This window comes from Butyrivibrio sp. AE2032 (genome assembly GCF_000702965.1).
This window is the reverse complement of the sequence record NZ_JNLF01000005.1, coordinates 1177120-1200533: the sequence shown is the minus strand read 5'-3', so window position 1 is coordinate 1200533 and position 23414 is coordinate 1177120. Positions and strand designations below refer to the sequence as shown.

General features: G+C 48.6%; 20 protein-coding genes. 19 read left to right on the top strand and 1 reads right to left on the bottom strand.

The window, feature by feature from the left end; translation table 11 throughout:
- Positions 1-34: 34 nt before the first annotated feature.
- The 7 genes from BO18_RS23035 to BO18_RS33400 all read left to right on the top strand — a co-directional run bounded on the left by BO18_RS23035 (position 35) and on the right by BO18_RS33400 (position 7755).
- Positions 35-874 carry an asparaginase domain-containing protein gene (locus tag BO18_RS23035; RefSeq protein WP_034449953.1) on the top strand — a complete coding sequence of 280 codons (840 nt, stop codon included), beginning with the start codon at positions 35-37 and terminating at the stop codon, positions 872-874.
- On the top strand, positions 871-1503 hold the full coding sequence (locus tag BO18_RS23030) for a hypothetical protein (RefSeq protein ID WP_034449951.1): 633 nt from the start codon (positions 871-873) through the stop codon (positions 1501-1503). Before BO18_RS23035 ends, BO18_RS23030 begins: the two co-directional genes overlap by 4 nt.
- 44 nt (positions 1504-1547) lie before the next feature.
- On the top strand, positions 1548-1799 hold the full coding sequence (locus BO18_RS23025) for an acyl carrier protein (RefSeq protein ID WP_034449949.1): 252 nt from the start codon (positions 1548-1550) through the stop codon (positions 1797-1799).
- 2 nt (positions 1800-1801) lie between these two features.
- The gene (locus tag BO18_RS23020; RefSeq protein WP_034449948.1) at positions 1802-4066 is read left to right on the top strand and encodes a beta-ketoacyl-[acyl-carrier-protein] synthase family protein; all 2265 of its coding nucleotides are present in this window, start codon (positions 1802-1804) and stop codon (positions 4064-4066) included.
- Positions 4067-4091: 25 nt separating this feature from the next.
- Positions 4092-4826 carry an SDR family NAD(P)-dependent oxidoreductase gene (locus BO18_RS23015; protein WP_034449946.1) on the top strand — a complete coding sequence of 245 codons (735 nt, stop codon included), beginning with the start codon at positions 4092-4094 and terminating at the stop codon, positions 4824-4826.
- Positions 4827-4828: 2 nt separating this feature from the next.
- Positions 4829-5563: a flavodoxin family protein gene (locus tag BO18_RS23010; protein ID WP_051689084.1), complete on the top strand. Its 735-nt coding sequence runs from the start codon at positions 4829-4831 to the stop codon at positions 5561-5563.
- Between the two features lie 110 nt (positions 5564-5673).
- A complete protein-coding gene (locus tag BO18_RS33400; RefSeq protein WP_051689083.1) occupies positions 5674-7755 on the top strand; it encodes a leucine-rich repeat protein in 2082 nt (693 codons plus the stop codon).
- Between the two features lie 86 nt (positions 7756-7841).
- Here the strand turns inward: BO18_RS33400 and BO18_RS23000 are convergent, their stop codons facing one another.
- Positions 7842-8390 carry a hypothetical protein gene (locus BO18_RS23000; RefSeq protein WP_066738428.1) on the bottom strand — a complete coding sequence of 183 codons (549 nt, stop codon included), beginning with the start codon at positions 8388-8390 and terminating at the stop codon, positions 7842-7844.
- A gap of 106 nt (positions 8391-8496) precedes the next feature.
- Between BO18_RS23000 and BO18_RS22995 the strand changes: the two genes are divergently transcribed.
- The 12 genes from BO18_RS22995 to gatA all read left to right on the top strand — a co-directional run bounded on the left by BO18_RS22995 (position 8497) and on the right by gatA (position 23414).
- Complete coding sequence (locus BO18_RS22995) at positions 8497-9474, top strand: 3-oxoacyl-ACP synthase III family protein (RefSeq protein ID WP_034449944.1); 978 nt, start codon at positions 8497-8499, stop codon at positions 9472-9474.
- A gap of 28 nt (positions 9475-9502) precedes the next feature.
- Positions 9503-10438, top strand: a complete 936-nt coding sequence (fabK, locus tag BO18_RS22990; protein WP_034449942.1) for an enoyl-[acyl-carrier-protein] reductase FabK — start codon at positions 9503-9505, stop codon at positions 10436-10438.
- Positions 10438-11355, top strand: coding sequence for an ACP S-malonyltransferase (fabD, locus tag BO18_RS22985; protein WP_242856601.1), 918 nt, complete (start codon positions 10438-10440; stop codon positions 11353-11355). The genes fabK and fabD overlap by 1 nt, the downstream gene beginning before the upstream one ends.
- Before the next feature lie 18 nt (positions 11356-11373).
- Positions 11374-12120, top strand: coding sequence for a 3-oxoacyl-[acyl-carrier-protein] reductase (fabG, locus tag BO18_RS22980; RefSeq protein ID WP_034449938.1), 747 nt, complete (start codon positions 11374-11376; stop codon positions 12118-12120).
- Positions 12121-12171: 51 nt separating this feature from the next.
- Positions 12172-13404 carry a beta-ketoacyl-ACP synthase II gene (fabF, locus tag BO18_RS22975; protein WP_034449936.1) on the top strand — a complete coding sequence of 411 codons (1233 nt, stop codon included), beginning with the start codon at positions 12172-12174 and terminating at the stop codon, positions 13402-13404.
- A 15-nt stretch (positions 13405-13419) separates the two neighbouring features.
- Entirely contained in the window at positions 13420-13860 is a 441-nt protein-coding gene (gene fabZ, locus BO18_RS22970; protein WP_034449934.1) for a 3-hydroxyacyl-ACP dehydratase FabZ, read from the top strand.
- A 175-nt stretch (positions 13861-14035) separates the two neighbouring features.
- Positions 14036-16024, top strand: a complete 1989-nt coding sequence (locus tag BO18_RS33395; protein ID WP_051689082.1) for an N-acetylmuramoyl-L-alanine amidase family protein — start codon at positions 14036-14038, stop codon at positions 16022-16024.
- A 72-nt stretch (positions 16025-16096) separates the two neighbouring features.
- Positions 16097-18391 (top strand): beta-glucosidase, encoded by a 2295-nt coding sequence (locus BO18_RS22960; protein ID WP_034449932.1) that lies wholly within the window; start codon positions 16097-16099, stop codon positions 18389-18391.
- Between the two features lie 82 nt (positions 18392-18473).
- Positions 18474-19583, top strand: coding sequence for a UDP-galactopyranose mutase (glf, locus tag BO18_RS22955; RefSeq protein WP_034449931.1), 1110 nt, complete (start codon positions 18474-18476; stop codon positions 19581-19583).
- Positions 19580-21466, top strand: a complete 1887-nt coding sequence (locus BO18_RS22950; RefSeq protein WP_034449930.1) for a hypothetical protein — start codon at positions 19580-19582, stop codon at positions 21464-21466. Before glf ends, BO18_RS22950 begins: the two co-directional genes overlap by 4 nt.
- Positions 21467-21619: 153 nt before the next feature.
- Positions 21620-21907: an Asp-tRNA(Asn)/Glu-tRNA(Gln) amidotransferase subunit GatC gene (gatC, locus tag BO18_RS22945; RefSeq protein WP_034449929.1), complete on the top strand. Its 288-nt coding sequence runs from the start codon at positions 21620-21622 to the stop codon at positions 21905-21907.
- Positions 21908-21926: 19 nt separating this feature from the next.
- Complete coding sequence (gatA, locus tag BO18_RS22940; RefSeq protein WP_034451637.1) at positions 21927-23414, top strand: Asp-tRNA(Asn)/Glu-tRNA(Gln) amidotransferase subunit GatA; 1488 nt, start codon at positions 21927-21929, stop codon at positions 23412-23414.

Below are 23414 nucleotides of genomic sequence, written 5' to 3'. Positions count from 1 at the left end.
TTTTACTCTAATTAAGCTTCGGAAGGAAACGGATATGCGGATATTAGGCGCGATGCTCGGAGGTACGATCTCTTCTTATTGTGTGTCAGGAACAATTAAACTCGGCAAACCATCTTTTGTCCGTGAGTTCCTTATAGAAAATTTTCCGTTCAACGAATTCATAATCCCTGAGTTTGAGACATATTCTTCAGAGAATGCGACACCGGAACTTTACAGGAACGCATTGAAGAAGATCATCGAGGAGACAAAAAAGTCCAAATACGACGGCGTCCTGATAACGCACGGCACAGACACATGTGCTTTTTTCGCGCAGCTCGCAGCAAGGGTGTTATCGGGAATAAACATTCCTTATGTAATAACCGGCGCCATGCATGCTCCCGACATTGATCCGAAGGAGGCTTCGGGCAATCTGATGTATGCGGTTCAGTGCCTCGAGGAAGGCAGGACCGGCGTCGTTTTCAGAGACGAAAATGGCGAGCATCAGCTCTATCAGGCGCACCTCATAATGTCGCCCGACATCTACGGATTATACAGCGAGTACAGGGACGGATCGTCATTCCATCCGAAGGAACATCCGGATTTCTTTACAAAGAAACTTCCCAAAATACTTACAGTCAGCGCCGTTCCCGGAAACGTTGCTGCTGACGGGGATTTTGACAGAGTACTGATCTGCTGCAACCACTCGGGCACTGCTTCCGAAGACCTCATATCCCTGGTTGAGCGCTGGACCCGGGAAGGAAAGGAGTGCTACATGGCTCCGATCCCCAGGAAGGGCGCCGTATATGAGAGCCGCAAGAAGTTAAGGGAAGCGGGAGCCATTGAACTTACGGGAATGCCTTTGGAAGGCGCATGGTGTGAGGTGTTGTTAAGATGAGTTTGCCGCCTAAGATAAAGGATAAACAGGGACTTGAGTCATACGGAGGAAGCCAGATGTGGCTTCCCGATGCCATGCTCCTTAACAGCGGATGCGGAATAATCGCCGGACTTGACGCTATCATGCGTCTCAAGGGCGAGGAAGGCATGACGAGGGACGAGTATTTTGAAAGGTTTTTCGATGCCAAAGACTACATAAGGCCCATCACAGTCGGAAAGAACAGGGAGCCCAGAAAGCTGTTCGGCAAGGAGTTCTTAGGGAGCTTCGGCGTCAGCGCGGGCAGGTTCAGAAAAGGCGTGAGAAAGCTCGGGGCAAAGGAAGGCCTTAAGGTCAGAATCAAGCCCTTCTGGTTCAAGTGGTGGGAGAAGATCCCGAAGTATCTTGAGACCGGGGATCCTCTGGTCATGCTCATAACGGCGCCTTTCAACAATGTCGCGGTAGAGACGCCTTCCGGACACAAGACGATGTGCGGATATCACTGGGTCACGATAACAGGGCTTGAGGGCGACACTCTGTGGGTATCCTCGTGGGGCTGGAGATGTAAGATGTCGATGAAGGAACTCAGGAGATTCAACGTGATTTTGCACTTTTATTCCGTTTCGTTGGAAAAACAGGGCAACATAGTGTAAGGTTATTCAGTAGTTTTTATTTATATTTTAGGAGGATTTTGGAAATGAATAATGAGATCGCCGAGAAGATCAAGGAAATGCTGGTAGAAAGACTCAGGATACCGGCAGATGAGCTCGAGTACGATTCAGAGCTTTTCGGTGAGGACATCGGACTTGATTCCATCGATTCCATCGAGATCATTGTAGGCATCGAGAACCTCTTCGGTGTGGACCTTTCCGGTTCAGGCGCAACAAAAGAGGATTTCCGTTCCATCGAGACACTTACCGCATTTGTAGAAGCACATAAAGAGGACTGATAATGCTGATGAATGAAAGGCGCTGTGTCATTACGGGCCTGGGACTTGTCTGCGCTATCGGAAATGACACGGAAGAAAGCTTTAAGTCAGCACTTAACGGTATCTCGGGGATCAAGGACGTCAAGAGCTTTGATACTTCTTCCTGCTACTCTCACAAGGGTGCTGAAGTTGAGCTGACCAACGAACAGCTTGCTAACGGAAAATATGACAGGACAACGGCACTTGGCATCAAGGCTGCCGGAGAAGCCATAAAGGATTCGGGAATCGACATGGATTCCGAAGATGCTTCCAAGATCGGTGTTATCCTTGGAAGCTGTATCGCCGGCGCTGCATGTGTCGAGAAATACTACAACCAGAAATGCAAGGGCGAAAAGGGTGACTTAAATGACCTGAAATCAATGCCCGCTACGGTCATTGCAGGTAATGTCGCCGACTACTATAACTGCGGAGGAATCACCGCGAACATAGTAAATGCCTGTGCTGCAGGAACATTAAGCGTGGCACTTGCCATCGACCTTATCAGAGGCGGCAAGGGAGAGATCTTCCTTGCAGGAGGATGCGATTCATTCTCATCGCTCGCTTTCTCGGGTTTCCACGCACTCAGGGCTCTCGATGCTTCCGAGTGTTCTCCTTTTAACCACAGTGAGGGAATCACTTTAGGCGAAGGCGCAGGAGTACTTGTTGTAGAGAGTTACGAGCATGCGATCAAGCGTGGCGCAAGGATCTACTGCGATGTATTAGGTTCCGGAGTAAGCTCGGATGCTTACCATATCACGGCTCCGAGACCGGACGGTGAAGGCCAGATGAGCGTCATTGAGCGCGCCATCAAGAATTCCGGACTCGATTATTCGGATATCGATTACGTAAATGCACACGGAACGGGAACAGCAAAGAACGATGAATCCGAGTTCCTGTCCCTTAAGACATCTTTTGCCGGAAACGATCACGTATCGGCAAGTTCTACCAAGTCCATGACGGGACACTGCTTAGGCGCCGCAGGTGCCATTGAGGCAGTACTTACAGTCAAAGCATTAACGGAAGGAAAGCTTCCTCCCACGAGCGGCTATTCGGAAGAAGACCTCAAGGTACTTGCCGAAAAGTCCGGCAATATTGACTTTATCGCCAATAAGCCCCGTGAAAGGGACATCAAGTATGCGATGTCCAATTCATTCGCTTTTGGCGGAAACAACGCAAGTATCGTTTTCGCTAAGGATCCAAACAAGCTTAATCTCTTGTGCCCCAAGCAGGATCTTTACGTAACCGGCATCGGAATCGTAAACGGCGAGTTCGATGAGAGCACCAATGCTTACACGGCCAAACTGGATGCTGACATGTTTAAGGCATACGGTGTCAAATCCGCATTCCTGAGAAAGCTCGACAGGCTCTCACAGCTCCAGCTCTTAAGCGGAGTTAAGGCTCTGGAAGATGCGGGCATTACCGTTACTCCGGAAAATGAAGGCATCATCGGCATCTGCATCGGCACCAACGACGGACCGATGACTGAGATCGCAAATTTCCAGAAGGGCATCATCAAGGACGGCATCGAAAAGGGAAGCGCGTTTGCGTTCCCGAATACCGTCTATAACGCTGCGGGAGGATACCTCAGTATCTTCACAGGTATCAAGGGCTACAATGTTACCATCGCAAACGGTTTCCAGTCAGGTCTCCAGAGCGTCTGTGCCGCAGCCGGCGCGATCATGTTCGGCTATGAGAGCATCATGCTCGCTACAGGTACGGATGAATGCACCGAGATAGATGAAGAGATCTACACTGATCTCGGCTATACAGGCAACGGAAGTTTCAAGCTTGGCGAAGGCTCCGTAACCTGTGTCATCGAGAAGGCTTCCTGTGCGGTCGAAAGAGGCGCCAAGCGCTATGCGAAGATCGGCGGTTTCTCTTCTGCAAGAGACACATCAGGTGACAGGAACAACAACACGAGACTTTCTGAAGCCGCGCTTACCAAGGTCATCGAAAATGTCCTGGAAGAAGCACAGCTTAAGGCTGAAGACATCTCCTGTATCTATGGTTTCGGTAACGGAATAGAAGAGATCGATTCGTTCGAGATGGAAGTTTATAAGAAGATCTTCGGAGAAGGCATCGAAGTCAAACTCGTAAAGAAGGATTTCGGTGAAGCCAGGGCGGCATCTTCATCACTCCAGTTTGCCATGCTCGCAAAGGATATCTACGAGGGCAGGTTCGAAAACGGAATAGCAGTCTCGTTCGGTACGAGCGCGCTTTATTCGGCACTACTGCTTACCAAAGCGTGAGGCACACATAAAGGAAGGCACTTTTATGAGCAAAACAGCAGTTGTAACAGGCGGCTCAAGAGGAATAGGCAAGGCAATCGCGCTCCGACTCGCTCAGGAAGGCTATGACATAGCCCTCAATTACGCGAGCAATGATGACGCGGCAAAGGCTGCACAGGAAGAAATCAAGGCTCTCGGCGTAAACTGTGAAATCTACAAGGCTGACACTTCCGACATTGCTCAGGTAAAGGCGATGTTCAAGGAGATCAAGAAGGCTTTTGAGACTATCGATGTCCTTGTAAACAATGCGGGAGTCGTCGATGATGCTTATCTTCTTATGATCAGACCGGACTCTCTCGAGAGGAGCCTTTCCATCAACATCAAGGGTTATATCAACTGCGCACAGGCGGCAAGCCTTAAGATGTGTTCTCAAAAGAGCGGAAAGATAATCAATGTGTCTTCCGTTAGTTCCATCCTCGCAGTGCCCGGCCAGACCGTCTACAGCGCTACAAAAGGCGCAGTCAATTCCATGACCCAGACGATGGCAAAAGAGCTCGCTCCCTACGGCATCCAGGTAAATGCCGTAGCTCCCGGATTTGTCGGTACGGACATGATCAAGTCCATCCCCGGCGATCTGGCTGAGAAATATCTTGAGAGCGTTCCCATGAAGAGATTCGGCTCTGCCGAAGATGTTGCCAACTGCGTTGCAAGCCTTGTCAGTGATGCTTTCTCATACATGACAGGCCAGGTCATTGTCCTTGACGGAGGTCTTAGTCTGTAAAGATGAAAGTACTTATCTTAAACGGCAGTCCCAAGATAGAACGCAGCAACACGCTCAACGTAACGAATGCCTTTGTTTCCGGGTTCCCTGAAGGCACGGAAGTCAAAAGGATAGATATCTATGCAAAGGATATTAAGCCCTGCAGAGGCTGCTTTGCATGCTGGGCATCTTCTGACGGAACATGCGCCATTAAGGATGACATGGCTGAGATAATCGCTGCCATCAAGGAATCGGACATAATTATCGAAAGCTTCCCCTTATATTTCTATGGCATGCCTTCACAGCTCAAGGCAGTCACCGACAGATGCCTTTCTCTTGCAGAGCCATACATGGGCACGAGGTCTGATGACGGCCAAACATTCAACAAGATGAGAGATCCATCCATTTTCGAAAAGAAATTCGTCATAATCAGCTCCTGCGGTTATGTGGAACTCGAACCCGTTTATCCTGCACTTCTCGCACAGTATGACTTGATCTGCGGCGGAAGAGACAGATATACATGCATCCTATGTCCCATGGGCGAAGTCTTCATGACGGGCAAAGCTAAAAGGCAGATCAGGGTATATCTCGACGATCTAAAGAAGGCTGGTGCAGAATATTGTGCCAATGACTTTAAGCTCGATCCCGAGACGATCAGGAAACTACAGATCCCACTCCTTTCACCCGAGGGATTTGCCAACCTTACAAGTTCCCATTTAAACGAAGGCGGATGGGCTGCGAGCAGATTCGATAATTAGTCTAAAAAAGCCGCGGCCTGCGGCTTTTGTATTAATATAAGGAAAGATATTTAATTTCAACGCGGAAGGTTACTGCACGAATCGGTAAAGTTTTTTCGGAGGCATGGAAAATGAGAAGGTCATTACAGCTTTTAGTTACATTTATATCTGTTTTGATCACTGCTTCGTTATTTTCGCTGGCCGTTCTGGCTGACGGAGATTCAGCGACCGGCTGGCAGGAGAAAGACGGCAAATGGTATTACTACGATGAAGATGGCAAAATGGTAACCGGCTGGCTTTATATAGAAGAAGATGATAGTAGGTATTATCTTCTCCCAACGGGCGAGATGGCAACCGGCTGGCAGGAGATTGGTGATGAGTGGTATTACTTTTTCTCTTCTGGCAAGAGGGCAGAAGGTTGGAATCAGATTGCCGGTGAATGGTATTATTTTGATTGGTACGGAATGGAGACCGACTGGTCTAAGATTAATAATGAGTGGTATTACTTTTATCCGTCAGGCAAAATGGCTCACGATACAACGGTAGACGGATTTACGTTTAACTCCCAAGGTTTGATTGAAAGTGCAAAAGGCAGCAATGATTCCTTCGATTGGGAACTTTCCCCCGGCGGTGAATTAACGGTTTATTGCAGATCAAATACATTGAATGTTAAGGCCAATATTGAGTACGCGGTAATTGTAATAGATTTGTCAACCTCTTTGAAAATAAAGGAGGCAACCGATTCACAATATAACAGTATCGAATTGGACAGCGGTGTTTTTGGTGATTTCTATTATCTGAAAACTGTTGACATATCAGTTCCTGTCACTTCATTAGGAACTTATGCATTTGCCGGATGCACAAATCTTGAATCAATAACAATTCCGGATTCAGTTACTTCAATTGGAGCTTATGCATTTCAAAGCTGTGAAAGACTTCAATCAGTAACAATTCCAGATTCAGTTACTTCAATTGGAACTTATGCATTTTCAAGTTGTGTAAGCCTCAAATCAATAACTATTCCTGATTCTGTTACAACCTTCGGAAAACAGCCCTTTGGCGGGTGTACCAGCCTGAAAACAGTCAATCTTCCCGATTCTCTTGCTGATTACGCTTACAAAGGTTTGCTTGCAGGAACAGGAATAGAATCAATAGTTATCCCTTCATCAGTTACTTCGATCACAGAGGAAGCATTTATAGATTGTGATAGTCTTAATTCAGTAACGATTCCGGATTCAGTAAAGTCAATTGGAAACAGTGCATTTGAAAATTGTGATAGTCTTAGATCAGTAACAATTCCGAATTCAGTAACGTCAATTGGCAAAGGAGCATTTTCAAGTTGTGACTGTCTGAACACTGTTAAGTTATCTGATAATATATCGACTGTACCTGATTGGGCATTCAGTTATTGTCCTAATCTTACAACTGTGTATTTCTCAGCCGGAGTTAAGCGTGTTTCTGCCGGTGCTTTTTATAAATCTCCAGTTAAAGATATTTATTTTACCGGCACTAAAAATGATTGGGATAAGATAGCAATAACATCTGCTACATATATGCAACGGTACTCTCCAGATGATCCTTATGGTGAACCTGTGGAATTATATGCAGAATCAATGACTGTGCTTTTTAAAGGAACATATATCCATTATTTGAAAAATGAGTGGGTACAGGACAGCAAAGGCTGGTGGTATCGTTTTTCTGACGGTTCTTATCCTGTATCCCGGTGGGAAAACATAGATAAAAAGTGGTATTACTTTGATGCTTCCGGTTACATGGTTACAGGCTGGCAGAAAATAGATAGCAGCTGGTTTTTCTTAAATAAAAACGGTGTTATGCAGACCGGTTGGATTGAAGACGGCGGCATATGGTATTACCTGAAATCTTCAGGTGCCATGGCAACAGGTTGGCAAGAGATAGGTGAGATCTGGTACTACTTCGGCACTAACGGGAAGATGGCAAAAGGTTGGCAGAAGATCGGCAGCAAGGATTATTACTTCAAGTCGAATGGCTCGATGGCTTCTGATGAATATATCGATGGATACTATCTGGATAAGAGTGGTGCATGGACATACAAACCGAGATCTTCTTGGAAGAAGAATTCAAAGGGCTGGTACTATCAGGATACAGCCGGATGGTATGCAAAGAACGGCACTTGGAAGATCGACGGCAAGAACTACAATTTCGATGCTAAAGGCTACTGCACGAATCCATAAGATTTCTTGCTTTATTGAAGCAGCAATTAGGGTTGCGGAAATTTCCGCAACCCTAATTAATGACTGATAAACACACTGTAAATAGATTATGCTGACTTATTACCGGCAAGCTCTCTGACTTTTTCGATTGAGAGGCCGGAAAACTCTGCAATCTTCTCGAGTGATAACGAGCCATCATTAATCATCTTTTTAGCATTCTCTATTCTGTCTTTTTCAACAGCTTCATTTCTCATTTCATCTAATATATCGCACATATCATTAACTCCTTCCTCAGTTTCCTTAAACTGTCTGACTCTGTCAGATAACTCTTTGTAATTGATCTCATCTGCATCGGTGCAATACAGATCTTTTATTAGCTTACCGAGAGCTGTGTCATTAGTTTTCATTGATCCGCTTACGTATATTATATGCGAGCCGTCATCAAATTGCACATTCCTCTCCTGTATGGTGCGGTCAATGTGATAGATAGGTTCGTTGTAACCTAACACGTCATTCTCGGTGATGAATATAACGTAGCACTCCGGAAGGTCAGTAAATTCATCACCTGGATTAAGGCTGTTTGCATCGATAACGCTCGAGTGATATCTGGCCCGTTTCTTGTGCGGGGCATCCCGCGGGAGCTTTACACTTGACAAAAAACTGTACCTGTGAAATACTTTGACAATCAAACTATTTAGTTTGGGGAGCCGGCATGTTCATGATCCGGGCTTCCCAAAGGGATAGAATAAAGAGGTTTTAGTAATGACAGGAAGAATCATAGGACTCGGATCGTATATACCGAAAAAGGTCGTAACCAATGACGACTTTGCAAAATTTTTGGATACGAGCGACGAGTGGATCACAGAGCGTACCGGTATCAAGGAAAGACATATTGCAGACCATATTACAGAGAAGCCGTCTACGATGGCTGTCGAGGCTGCAAAGAAAGCCGTAGAGGATGCGGGGATAGATCCCAAGGACATCGACCTCATCGTAACGGCATCCACTACATCAGACAGCGTTATACCTGCTTTATCCTGCATCGTTCAGAGAGAACTGGGCGTAACCGAGAATTGCGGATGCTTTGACGTTGTATGCGCATGTCCCGGCTTCATCGTTGCATTCAATACTGTTCAGGGTTTTATCGAGTCAGGCAACTCCAAGACTGCTCTTGTAATCGGTACCGAGTGCAATTCGAATTTTGCGAACTATGAGGACAGAGGAACATGTATCCTCTTTGGCGACGGTGCAGGTGCTGCGGTCCTTAAGGCTGAGGATATCAAGCGTAACGAGTTCATCATGAGATCTTCAGGATATAGAAGCGACTGCCTCAGATGCGAGGCTGCAAGACAGCCCGACAGGTGGGAGGAAGAGGGCTTCAAGACAGCTACTTCTTTCTATATGCAGGGCAGGGAAGTATTTAAGTTTGCAGTATCGGAAGTTCCTCAGATAATCAAGGATCTTGCTGAGAAGTACAGCTTTGATCTCGAGAATGACGTGGATTACTTTATCCTCCACCAGGCAAATGCGCGCATCATCGAAGCTACCGCTAAGAAGCTCGGGATCGACAGGGCTAAGTTCCCCATGAACATTATGAATTACGGCAATGTTTCATCTGCGAGCATTCCGATGCTCCTTGCCGAGATGAAGCAGGACGGAAGGCTCAAACCCGGAATGAAGCTCGTGCTTGCAAGCTTCGGAGCAGGCCTCACATGGGATGCTAACTATATTGTTTACTAAAGTTAATCAGTGAAAAAGGAGATATAAGATTATGACCAGGATCACAGATTTGATCGGAATTAAATATCCTATTTTCCAGGGCGGTATGGCCTGGGTTGCTGACTGGCACATTGCTGCAGCAGTTTCAGAGGCAGGCGGTCTCGGCATCATCGGCGTCGGCGGCGCTGACGAGAACTGGCTCCGTGACCAGATCAAGAAGTGCCGTGAGGCAACAGACAAGCCGTTCGGCGTAAATCTCATGCTCATGAATCCCAGAGCACCTGAGATCGCAAAGGTCATCGCGGAAGAGAAGGTCAAGGTTGTTACTACGGGTGCAGGTTCACCTGAGAAATACATGGATATGTGGAAAGAGGCAGGCATAATCGTTGTTCCTGTAGTTGCAGGTGTTGCGCTTGCAAAAAGAATGCAGCAGTGCGGTGCTGATGCCGTCATAGCAGAGGGTACAGAGTCCGGCGGACACATCGGCGAAGCTACTACGATGACACTCGTTCCCCAGGTGGCCGATGCCGTATCCATCCCCGTTATCGCAGCAGGCGGTATCGCTGACGGCAGAGGCGTGGCTGCAGCATTCATGCTCGGCGCCGAGGGTGTTCAGTGCGGTACTGTTTTCTGTGCATGCGATGAAGTAAATGTTCATCAGAACTACAAGGACATGGTTATTAAGGCTAAGGACAACTCAACAAGAGTTACCGGAAGATCTTACGGCCATCCTGTAAGACAGATAAGAAACGCTCTTTCCAACAAGTATCTTGAGATGGAGCAGAGCGGGGTAACTTTCGAGGAGCTCGAGGGACTTACGGTAGGAAGTCTCCGCAAGGCTGTTGTTGAGGGAGATACCAAGGAAGGTACTTTCATGGCAGGACAGATCGCCGGTCTTGTCAATGAGATCAGACCTGCAAAGGTCATCATCGAATCAATGTTCGAACAGGCAGATAAACTTATGGGAAGGAAGCTTGAAGCATAATGAAGATCGCTTTTTGTTATCCGGGCCAGGGAGTACAGCAGGTAGGAATGGCGGAAGGTTTCGTCAGAGCAGACGAACACTATGCCGACATGATCGCCGAAGCAACAAAGGCTTCGGGAGTAGACATGAACAAGCTCCTCTTTGAGCCCAACGACGACATCAATATCACGGAATACACGCAGCCCGCACTCGTTACGGCATGCTGCATCATCACAGACGCTCTTCTGATCGCAGGTTACAGACCTGAGGTCACTGCGGGACTCTCACTGGGCGAATACTGCAGCCTCTATGTTGCAGGCGCCATGAGTTTTGAGGATGCCGTAAGACTTACGAGGATCAGGGGAAAGCTCATGTCTTCCGAAGTTCCGGCAGGCGAAGGCACGATGGCTGCTGTCATCGGTCTTGACGCTGAGACTATCGGGAACGTTATCAAGGATATAGACGGCTGCTGGTGTGCTAATTTTAACTGCCCCGGCCAGATCGTTATCACAGGTAAAAAGGAAGCCGTCCTGGAAGCCATGCCCAAGCTCACGAAGGCAGGCGCAAAGAAGGTAGTGGAACTCAATGTATCAGGACCGTTCCATTCACCGCTTCTTAAGGGTGCAGGCGAAAAGCTCGCAAAGGAACTCGAGAATGTTGAGCTCAGCGACCTGAAGATCCCTTATCTTGCGAACGTCAGCGGTGCACAGGTAACGGACAAGTCACAGATAAAGGATCTGCTCAAGCAGCAGGTATTCAGTCCCGTAAAGTGGGAGCAGACTCTTTATGAACTTGAGAAGATGGGCGTTGACACAATTATAGAAGTAGGTCCCGGAAAGACGATTGCAGGTTTTGTCAGAAAGACTGTTCCGTCTATCAGGGTAATCGGAGTTTCGACACCGGAAGATGTCGAAAGCTTAGCGGAAAAACTCGGCTGATATCAGGAGGTAAAGATCATGTCAGAGATTACAGGAAAAACAGCAATCGTTACAGGCGCTTCAAGAGGTATCGGCAGAGCTATCGCCGTCAGGCTCGCAAAGAGCGGATTTAACATCGCGATCGTTGATGCATGCCCTCTCGAGATGAGCAAGGATTGTGAAGATGAAGTAAAGACACTGGGTGTTGAGGCTAAGGCTTACCAGTGCAACGTCGCTGATTTCGAGAAGGTCGGAGAGACAGTAGCTCAGATCGCTGAGGACTTCGGCGGCATCTATATCCTCGTAAACAATGCGGGCATCACAAGAGATACGCTGCTCCTCAAGATGACAGAGCAGAATTTCGATGACGTAATCGCAGTTAACCTCAAGGGTACATTCAATTTCATCAAGCACTGCACGCCCTTCATGATGAAGAAGAGGGAAGGAAGAGTCGTAAGCATTTCTTCCATCGTAGGTCTTGAGGGACAGGCAGGCCAGGTCAACTATTCCGCTTCAAAGGCAGGAATCATCGGTGTTACAAAGTCATGCGCAAGAGAGCTGGCTTCAAGAAACATCACTTTCAACGCCATCGCTCCCGGATATGTTGAGACACCCATGACGGCTGTTCTCACAGACAAGCAGAAGGAAGCGATCTTCGAGATGATCCCTCTCAAGAGATACGGACAGCCCGAAGACATCGCCAATGCTGTTAACTTCCTCTGCTCTGCTGATGCTTCTTACATCACAGGTCAGGTATTGAGCGTTGACGGCGGAATGCATATGTAATCAACTGCCTTTACGGCATCACGAAATAAGAATCACGGAGAAATTAATTAAATGGCAAACAGAGTTGTAGTAACCGGCATGGGTGCGATCACCCCTCTTGGTAACAGCGTAGAGGCTTTCTGGGAAGGTCTCAAAAAAGGAAAGGCAGCTACCGCGCCGATTACAAAGTTTGATGCGAGCAATTCCAAGGTTAAGCTTGCATGCGAAGTAAAGGATTTCGATCCTCAGAACTACATGGATTTCAAGACGATGAAGCGTATGGAGCCTTTCGCTCATTTCGCTTTGGCGGCAGCAAAGGAAGCAATCGAGCAGTCCGGCCTCAACATGGAGAATGAGGATCCCTACAGAGTAGGCGTCATCGTAAGTTCAGGTATCGGATCGATGCAGGCTCACGAGAGAGAGCAGGTAAGGTTCGAGAAGGCCGGCAAGATCGCCCCCATGTACATTCCCTTGATGATCGCCAACATGGCATCAGCAAACATCGCTATCCAGTACGGTATGAAGGGCATCAACACTTGTGTCGTAACGGCATGCGCAACGGGCGCTCACTCAATAGGCGATGCCTTCAAGGCAGTCAAGTACGGCGACGCCGACGTCATGATCACCGGCGGATGCGAGGCAGCTGTCTGCAAGACGGGCGTACAGGGATTTGCAGCTCTTACGGCTCTTTCCACCAATGAAGATCCCGAGACGGCTTCCAGACCGTTCGATAAGGACAGGGACGGATTCGTCATCGGCGAAGGTTCCGGCGTCCTTGTAATCGAAAGCTATGAGCATGCAAAGGCAAGAGGCGCAAACATCCTTGCTGAGGTTGTCGGATACGGCGCGACATGCGACGCATATCACATCACTTCACCTGCTGAAGACGGATCCGGCGCCGGCATGGCCATGATCATCGCGATGAAGGAAGCAGGCATCAAGCCTTCTCAGATCGACTACATCAACGCTCACGGAACTTCCACGCACCACAACGATCTTTTCGAGACACGTGCCATGAAGTATGCGTTTAAGGAAGATATCAGGAACATCTCCATCAACTCCACCAAGTCCATGATCGGCCACGTTCTGGGCGGCGCAGGCGGCGTTGAGCTCATCACATGCGTAAAGGCAATCCAGGACGGATTCGTTCACGTTACGGCAGGTTCAAAGGAGAGCGAAGGTGAGATGGACCTCGATTACACATTTATCGAACCGAAAAACCGTAATATAGTTTATGCTATGACTAACAACCTCGGCTTCGGCGGACACAATGCTTCCCTGATAGTCAAAAAGTTTGAAGAATAAGGAGGATCCTTGAATATGGCAAATGCGCTTACCACAACAGAGATCATGAAGATCATCCCCCACAGACATCCCTTCCTTCTCATCGACAAGGTAGAGGATTATGTTCCGGGCGAATACTGCATCGCTTATAAGAATTTTACTTATGATGAGTATTTCTTCAGGGGACACTTCCCTGAGATGCCTATCGTTCCCGGTGTCATAACAGTTGAGGCTCTTGCACAGGCAGGCGCCGTAGCCATCCTCTCGAGAGAGGATTTTAAGGGCAAGATCGCAGTATTTGCAGGCATCGACAAGTGCAAATTCAAGGCAGCCGTCACACCCGGCGACACCGTAAGACTTGAGACAAGGATCACGGCAGTCAAGGGTCCCGTCGGCCTAGGCGAAGCGGTCGCAACGGTAAACGGCAAGGTAGCCGTACAGGCAACTTTGAAGTTTGCGATCCTTACGAATTCATAAGAGTAAGTAAAACTGACTGTTCATTATCAACTGACCCCGTGGCGCATGCTGCGGGGCCTGTTTTACCAGGGAAATACTTATCAGGCAGATTTTTATTAATCACCTTGCGGGTTTAGTGCTATCCTAATCAGTATCATTTAAATATCAGAATAAGAAAAACAAAAGAGGAAGTAATATGGAAAAGACATTGAGAAAGATAACGGCTTTTCTGTTGGTTTTGGCTGAAATGGTATGTTTCCTGCCGCAGCTGTCAATGAATGTGGCAGCAGATGAAGCGGAAAAACAGGAAGGCTATACAGTAACGCTGACAGGTGGTGCAAATGCGGTTGCCAGCGGCGGCAGTACGGTTCAGAGCGGACTGACCGATCAGATGGAGGCAGTTTACTATACTGCAGATACCGGTTATTATTTCGAGGATTTTGAAGATATTACGATTAACGGTATTACCGTAGATAAATTAGGTGATGGTGTGGTAGAGGTTTACGGAATACCGGAGGCCGATGTGGAGCTCGTTGTTCCTGATGCGGTCAGGATTCCTGTAACAACAACCTATACAGTAACGCTGACCGGAGGTGCGAATGCGGTTGCCAGTGGCGGCGACACGGTTCAGAGCGGACTGACCGGTCAGATGGAGTCTGTTTACTATACTGCAGATACCGGTTATTATTTTGAGGATTTTGAAGATATTACGATTAACGGTATTACCGTAACAAAATTGGGTGAAGAGCTTATACAGGTTTACGGAATACCGGAGGCAGATGTGGAGATCGTTGTTCCGGATGCGGTCAAGATACCTGTCACCTATAAAGTAAGATTCGTAGTGGAAAACGGCGCATGGAATGACGAGTCATCAGATGTAATCGTTGTAACACTTGAAGGCGATGATATAAAACTTACGGCAGAGATGATCCCTTCTGCCGGCAATATGCCTGACTTCTCATTCGTTGAAGGTGAGTGGGATGTTGTACCGGATGAAAAAACGGTAATCACGGAAGATGTTACTTATACATATACTTATGCTCCTCACGGACCGGGCTGGTATGAATACAATGATAACTGGTTTTACTTCGATGAAGAAGGCAAGCTGGTAGAGAACAGATGGTTCCGGTATAAGAACAAATGGTATTACATTGACCTTGAAGGCATGATGGTGACAGGCTGGCACGAAGAAGGCGGCAGGATATATTATCTGACAGATTCGGGCGCCATGGCTACAGGATGGGCCAGGGTAGATGACGAATGGTACTATTTCGATCCTTCATCCGGTGAAATGAGAAAGGGCGGATGGTTCGAGATCAACGGCAAGAGATATCTCTTTTATGACGATGGTACTATGTGGTCATCCGCATTCTATTGCGAGGATGACAAGACATACTATATTACGGAAGAAGGCACTTTTGCTAAAGGTTGGCAGAAAGTGGACGATTACTGGTATTATTTCGATCCTTCGACCGGTGTTATGAAAACAGACGGATGGAACAAGATCAATGGCAAGTGGTTCTATCTCGGTGAAGACGGTATTATGTTTAGCGAAACATTCTATGATGAGAATGACTATACATACTATTTTACGAAAGACGGCTACATGGCTACAGGCTGGCAGAAGGTTGACGATTACTGGTATTATTTCGATCCTTCGACCGGTGTTATGAAAACAGACGGATGGAACAAGATCAATGGTAAGTGGTTCTATCTCGGTGAAGACGGCATTATGTTTAGCGGTACATTCTATGATGAGAATGACTATACATACTATTTTACGAAAGACGGCTACATGGCTACAGGCTGGCAGAAGGTTGACGGTGAATGGTATTATTTCGATCCTTCGACCGGTGTTATGAAAACAGACGGATGGAACAAGATCAATGGCAAGTGGTTCTATCTCGGTGAAGACGGCATTATGTTTAGTAATAATTCCGTTGAGGTGAACGGCAAGACATACTATCTGAAGGAAGACGGTTCCATGGCTACAGGCTGGCAGAAGGTTGACGGTGAATGGTATTATTTCTCGATCCCGGACGGTGCTATGAAGACCGGATGGCTGAAGGACAACGGCAAATGGTATTGGTTCGGTACTGACGGTGTTATGGCCTGCTCCACAACAGTTACCATAAACGGAAAGGCATATGAGTTTGACAGCGAGGGCATATGTCTGAATCCTTAAGGAAAGACTGCTGATCTTCAGAACCTGTTTATTCAAACCGGTTATATTGTGAAAGGTTATTTCAATAGGAAATTGGATATTAAGAAACTGCTGAACAACATGACAGTTGCCGATAAGGCAAGGCTTCTTTGCGGGACGACCGCTTTTTCGATAGGCGGGTTTGAATCTGCTGCGGGGTATATCCCTGAACTCAACATGCAGGACGGCGGCACGGGAATTAATTACGAGCATCTCCTGATGCATGAGTTTACGGATGTTTCGAAAGATTACGGATTCGGCGAACTCTATAATGTCATCCATTATTTCTATGAGACGGACAGGCTCACAAAGACGGAGAAGGAGTTAAGGGATAAGATAGATGTCCTTCTGACTGATTACAAAAGCGGGATAGATGTTGCCCCCGGATGTTATCCTCCGGGGATACTTCTCGGTTCGACATGGGATCCCGAAGTGGTCTATGAGACGGGCAGGGCTCTGGGAATGGAGGCTCTCGTCTACCGCGTGGGCGTGCTTCTGGGGACCCCAAATGTGAATATCCTGAGAGAGCCTGTCTGCGGGCGTTTCTTTGAAGGTTATTCCGAAGATCCGTTCCTTGCAAAGAGCCTTGCGCCTGAGATGTGCAGAGGCGTTGAGGATATGGGAGTCGCATCGGATGTCAAGCATTTCGCGTGCAATAATCTTGAGATCAACCGCAACATCATTAATGAACTGATACGCATGAGGGCATTAAGGGAGATATATTTCCCGGCCTTTGAAGCCTGCAGCAAGGTTGCTTCGACGCTCATGACAGCTTACCCCATGATCAACGGCAGGAAGTGTACCGAGAATCCCTGGTTGCTCAAGGATGTGTTAAGGAAAGAATGGGGTTATGAGGGTGTCACCGTAACCGACTGGTCGGCATGCACCGGGAAGACCGGTGATTCGGCGGTTTCGGGCCAGGATCTTTTCATGCCCGGTCCGTGGGATCCCTCGGACATCGTAAAGGCAGTGGAAGACGGCAGGCTTCCCTTGAAGGATCTCGACGGAGCAGCGTTAAGAGTCCTCAAACTGATCGACCGGTTTGCCGGCGGCAAAGCGCCTTCTGAACTGACAGCCGGGAAATATAAGAAGACCGGTGACAAGGCGGCTTACAAGTCTGCCTGTGAGGGCATAGTTATGCTGAAGAACAGGGGCGGGCTGCCCCTTAAGAAGAATGCAAAGGTGGTATTCTTCGGGAAGGACCGTTTCAGAGACTACGGTATAGGGAGCGCGCAGGTGTTTACCGACAGGACGACGGTGCTCTCGTCTGAACTTGGCTCAGTCCTCGGCAGCGGAAACGTTCTTTTCAAGGACATGGAGGCATTCCGGAAAGGCGCCACGGCAATAGTGATCGAGACGATCGAGTCTGCGGAAGGTGCGGACAGACCTGATCTCAAAATGAACAAAGAGACCGTGTCACTTATTAAGAAACTTGCAAAAGATAAGGGAAAGGGCCGGATCTGCCTGATACTGAATGTACCCGGACCGGTTGAACTGGAAGGTCTTGAAGAGCATTTGGATTCCGTATTTGCCGTATTCTATCCCGGCATGATGGGCGGAAAGGCCATGGCTGACATCCTTTTGGGCAAGGTTAATCCTTCAGGCGCCCTGCCTTGCACTTTCCCCCGTTCGTATAAGGATACTCCCGCATATCTCTGTTATCCCGACAGCCTGACCTGCACATATGGTGAGGATATATATGTCGGTTACAGGGGCTACGCGAAGCGTGACATGAAAGTGCTCTATCCGTTCGGATACGGACTTTCCTATTCGAAGTTTGAGATAGATGGTGCTTCATCGTCCATGAGGGGCGGAAAGATAAGTGTTTCCGCTGATATCAGTAATAAGAGCAGGATCGATGGCAAGGCAGTGCTTCAGGTCTATGTCTCGAAAAAGAAGCCGCTGACACCCCGCGCGCCCTTTGAACTCAAGGGGTTTAAAAAGCAGCTGATAAAGGCGGGGAGCAGCCGGAGACTGACAGTCACGATCGATCCGGGTGAGCTTTCCTATTTCGATGAAGAGTATGGCAAATTCCTGCTGGAAGAAGGCAGATACGATATTTCCGTAAGCCTTACGGGCGCGGAAACTCTGATCCCGGCAGGCAGCATCACCGTCAGGAACGGGTCGGATGAATTGAAGTGCGGGGCAAACTGGGCCTGCGGTCTGATCGCGCAGTATAAGGAACTTACCGATGCGCTCAGGAAGGACAGCGAGGCTTTGGGACTGCCGTTTGCCGGATTTGAAGTGACGGTAAGATATTCGCCTTACACAAAACTCAGGGAACTCGTCAAGGAAACGGATAAGCTTGTAAATTTCAAAAAGGCAGCCGGAAAATTCAGACCGGAATAGGCTTCACAACCGCCTCAGATTAGGCGAATTCCCGCAAATAGTGTATTATTATCAGGACTTTCAGATAATCGGAGGGATAAATATGGGTGAATATGATTTCCTGATCGTCGGTGCGGGATTATATGGTGCGACTTTCGCACGTCTTGCAACGGATGACGGCTACAAGTGTCTCGTTATCGACAGAAGACCGAATGTGGCAGGCAATGTCTATACCGAAAACGTCAACGGCATCAACGTTCATAAGTACGGAGCACACATCTTCCACACAAGCGACAAGGAAGTATGGGATTTCGCCAATAAGTTCGCGGAGTTCAACCGTTATACCAACTGCGTGGTAGCGAACTACAAGGGCGAGCTCTATTCGATGCCTTTTAATATGTATACCTTCAATAAGATGTGGGGTGTTGTGACTCCGGCCGAGGCAAGGGCAAAGCTCGACGAGCAGATCGCTCTGGGCAAGGTCGATGAGCCGCAGAATCTTGAGGAGCAGGCCATATCTCTTATCGGTCCCGACATCTACGAAAAGCTCGTCAAGGGCTATACGGAGAAGCAGTGGGGCAGAAAGGCGACCGAGCTTCCCGCATTCATTATCAAGAGACTTCCCGTAAGACTGACATACGACAACAACTACTTTAACGATAATTATCAGGGCATTCCCGTCGGCGGATACACGAAGTGGATCGAGAACATGCTCGGCGGCATCGAGGTCAGACTGGGTGTGGATTACCTCAAGGAGAGGGATTCTTTGGACAAAATTGCCAATAAGATAATCTATACGGGAATGATTGATGAGTATTATAATTACTCCCTGGGCAAGCTCGAGTACAGGAGTCTGAGGTTTGAGACTGAATATCTTCCCGATACTGATGACTTCCAGGGCAATGCTGTAGTAAACTATACCGACGCCGAGACGCCGTTCACGAGGATACTGGAGCACAAGCATTTCGAGTTCGGCAAGGGCAAGGGCACCGTCATCACGCACGAGTATCCGGCTGAATGGAAACCCGGTGACGAGCCTTACTATCCGCTCAACAACGAGAGAAACAACGGGCTCTACAAGCAGTATGAGGAACTTGCCGCATCGGACGGGAACGTCATTTTCGGAGGGCGTTTGGGGAAATACAAATACTATGACATGGACGATACGATCGCTGCATGCATGCAAGATTACAAGAGGATAACTACTACATGAAAATGAAAAAGATCAGCACAATCATCCTGGCTGCGGCCGTATCCGCATCCGTGATCCTTCCGGGCGCGACCGCACTGGCTTACAACGAGAACGGCGAGCCGGAGACATTTGAAGAGCTCTACGGCAACCAGCTCGTGAACTACCTGAACCATCAGTATTATTTCGATGGCGAGGCCATTCCGGTAAATGAGTCGAACTTCTACTTCATCAACTCATTCCTCGAACTCGGCAATTACGCTAACATGGGCTACACGCCTGCAACGACCCTGAATTATCTGGATCTCGCTGCCGAATATCCGGGCGACGGTTACGGAACATGGGGCGACTATTTCGTTGAATACGCCGAGAATTCACTAGAGATGTCATGCATCCTCTGCAAGAGGGCGGAAGAAGAGGGCGTCAAGCTCTCGGATGACACGCTGGCCGATATCGATTCGCTCATGGAGAGCATGAAAACGGGCAATGCTGCCAGCGCCAACATGACACTGGACGAATATCTCCAGTTCTATTACGGTCCCGGCAATGATGAGGTCAACTTCAGAAAGGTTGTCGAGAAGTACTATCTCACCGATGCTTACTCGAAAAAGTACTGTGAGGATTATGTTTACTCCGATGAACAGAAGAATCCTCCCTATATCAGATATGCGCTCTTCTATGCGCCCGAATCCGCAGACCAGACGACGAAGGACACTGCCCTCGCGGATGCTACGGCCATGAAGGAAGCGTGCACCGGCATCGACAGCCTTTCGGATCTTATCAATACGGCTTATACTGACGGAAAGCTCTACGATCAGGGCGGAGACGTTGTTCTTTTCAAGGGACAGATCTCACCTGAGGCCGAAGATTTTGAAGCATGGGCTTATGACAGCAGCAGAAAGAAGGGCGACATTGACGTCGTATACGATTCCGATTGGGGTTACTACGTAGTCGGTTATCTCGGAACACAGGAGCAGATCTCCTTCGTTCCGAACATCAGATATGCGCTCTTCTATGCTCCCGAGACAGACGATCAGACCAACAAGGACAATGCCCTCAAGGCTGCACAAGCCATGAAGGATGCATGCTCCTCGATCAATGATCTCACGGGTCTTGCAAAGACCGCTTACGAAAACGGCACTGTCCGCGACCAGGGCGACATCCTCGTTCCCAAGGGACAGATGGTTGCCAAGTTTGAGGAATGGGCTTACGGTGAAGGCAGGACAGAGGGTGAGATGGATATCATCTACGCTCCCGAATACGGTTATTTCGTAGTAGGTTATCTCGGAATCGAGAAGAGCATCACCGATTCGCTCAAGCAGATCGCGCTCAAGGAACTGAGCGATTCCATTCTCGAAGAGATCAAAGCAAAGTCCCACGACTTCCATACGGATGAGACATATGGTCCGGCTCCTGCGGCACCTACCGCAACACCCGTACCGGATGAAGCTATCCCGACAGGTCCTGATTTCAATCCTTATTCCACGGATCCGACTGATGCTTCAGGCAACCCGGCAGGACAGAACATGTCCACTGCAGATGTACTCGTAGTAGTATTCATCACCCTTGCAGGCGTTGCCATCGCCGCAGTCATCGTCATACTCATTATGTATGCCGTAAAGAATAATAAGAACGGCGGCAATACCTCTTCCGGAAAGTCTGACGGAAAGAAGAATGATTCCGGAAAGGGCAAGAGCGATAAGTCTGACAAGTCTGAAAAGGCTGAAAAGTCCGAAAAGAAGGCTCCTGCAAAGAAGAAGGCTTCGAGAGACGAGGATGAGGACGATGAGGATGAGGACTTTATCGGCGGTTCCGACGACGGTGACTCCGACGCATGGAAGAAGCCCGATGATTCAGACCCTGATGATGCCGGCGACGAGGATTCCGATCCGGATGACGAAGAGTAATGGCTTTTCGTAAAAACTGATTGCTTAAGGACCGTCTCAAGATACTGAGGCGGTTCTTTAGTCGTAGTATCCCCCAAGCCCTTTATTATAATTAGGCGTCATGCTAAAATCTTAAGGTTATAGATTAAGATGGAGAACTAGGAGTTTAATTCCATGGAGATTACCAAAGATTTGGTCCAATATCTTGAGAGCCTCGGCAGACTTGAGCTGAGCGCCGAAGATGAGGAAAAGACACAGAAGGCTTTAGGCGACATCCTGGGCTATTTCGACCAGCTGAGCGAGCTTGATACTGAAGGCGTCGAGCCCCTGAGCCATGCGGCAGGCGTTGCGAACGTCACGCGTGATGATGTTATCGCCAACGGTGATATGAGGGATGCGGTATTGTCGAACGCACCCGAGACAAAGGACGGTACGATCCTCGTGCCGAAGACCTTTGATTAAGGGGGCGCTTATGACTGATATCGAGATCCGTAAGATGGGAGCCCTTGAGATAGGCTCCGCCATAAAAGAGGGAAAGATCACTTCCGTTGAAGCGACGAAGGCTTACCTTGATGCGATCGATGCGATTGACGGCGAGTACAAGACATACATCACCGTCATTAGAGACGAGGCTCTCGCTAAAGCCGCAGAGGCTGACGCAGCCATTAAAGCAGGTACGCTGACAGGTCCTCTGGCAGGCGTTCCGATCGCAATTAAAGACAATATCTGCACCAAGGGCATAAAGACCACGTGCGCTTCGAAGATGCTCGGAAATTTCGTTCCGCCTTACGATGCAGAGGTTATCCGCAAGATAGAGGATGCCGGGATGATCATCCTGGGCAAGACCAACATGGACGAGTTCGCGATGGGTTCTACGACCGAGACGAGTTATTTCGGCGCCACATCCAATCCCTGGGATAAGGACAGGGTACCGGGCGGTTCGTCAGGCGGTTCCGCCGCTTGCGTTGCCGCAGCTCTGGCACCTGTCGCACTGGGTTCCGACACGGGCGGATCGATAAGACAGCCCGCTTCATTCTGTGGCGTTACGGGCCTCAAGCCCACATACGGCTCTGTATCGAGATACGGACTTGTCGCTTTCGCATCCTCGCTTGACCAGATCGGACCCATCGCCAGAAAGGCCGAAGACATTGCTGCCGTTTATAACGTCATCAGCGGCAAGGATCAGAAGGACCAGTCTTCACTGGAGTCCGAAAAGATCGACATGGCAAAGATCGCGGATTACGACCTCGCCGGAAAGAAGTTCGGCATTCCCGAAGAATACATCAGCGAAGGCATCGATGAGGACGTCAGGAAGGCAGTCCTTAATGCCGTTGAAATCCTTAAGTCAAAGGGTGCGACGGTTGAGACATTCTCCATGCCGATAATAAAATACGCCATCCCGACTTACTACATCATCTGCACGGCAGAGGCATGTTCAAACCTCTCCAGATACGACGGTGTTAAGTACGGCTACAGACCCGAGGGTGTCGAGGACCTGGGACAGCTCTACATCAAGTCCAGGAGCGAGGGCTTCGGACTCGAGGTAAAGAGAAGGATCATGCTCGGCAACTTCGTTCTTTCTTCAGGCTACTACGATGCTTACTACAACAAGGCGCTGAGGGTAAAGAACCTGATCAAGCAGGCTTTCGACGAGGCATTCGCAAAGTACGATGCCGTCCTGGGTCCTGTTGCGCCCACTCCCGCTCTTAAGAAGGGCGAGAGCCTCTCGGATCCTCTGAAGATGTATCTGGGCGATATCTGCACGGTACTCGTAAACATAGTCGGTATCCCGGCGATGTCCGTACCCTGCGGCTTTACGGCCGATGGACTTCCCGTAGGTCTCCAGATCATGGGAAAGAGATTCGGCGAAGAGACGGTGATCGGCGTGACATCCGCTTTCCAGAAGGCGACCGCCGAAGAGGGGTTCGAGAATAAGATCCCCGAAGAATGCATCAGAGGGGAGGGCTGA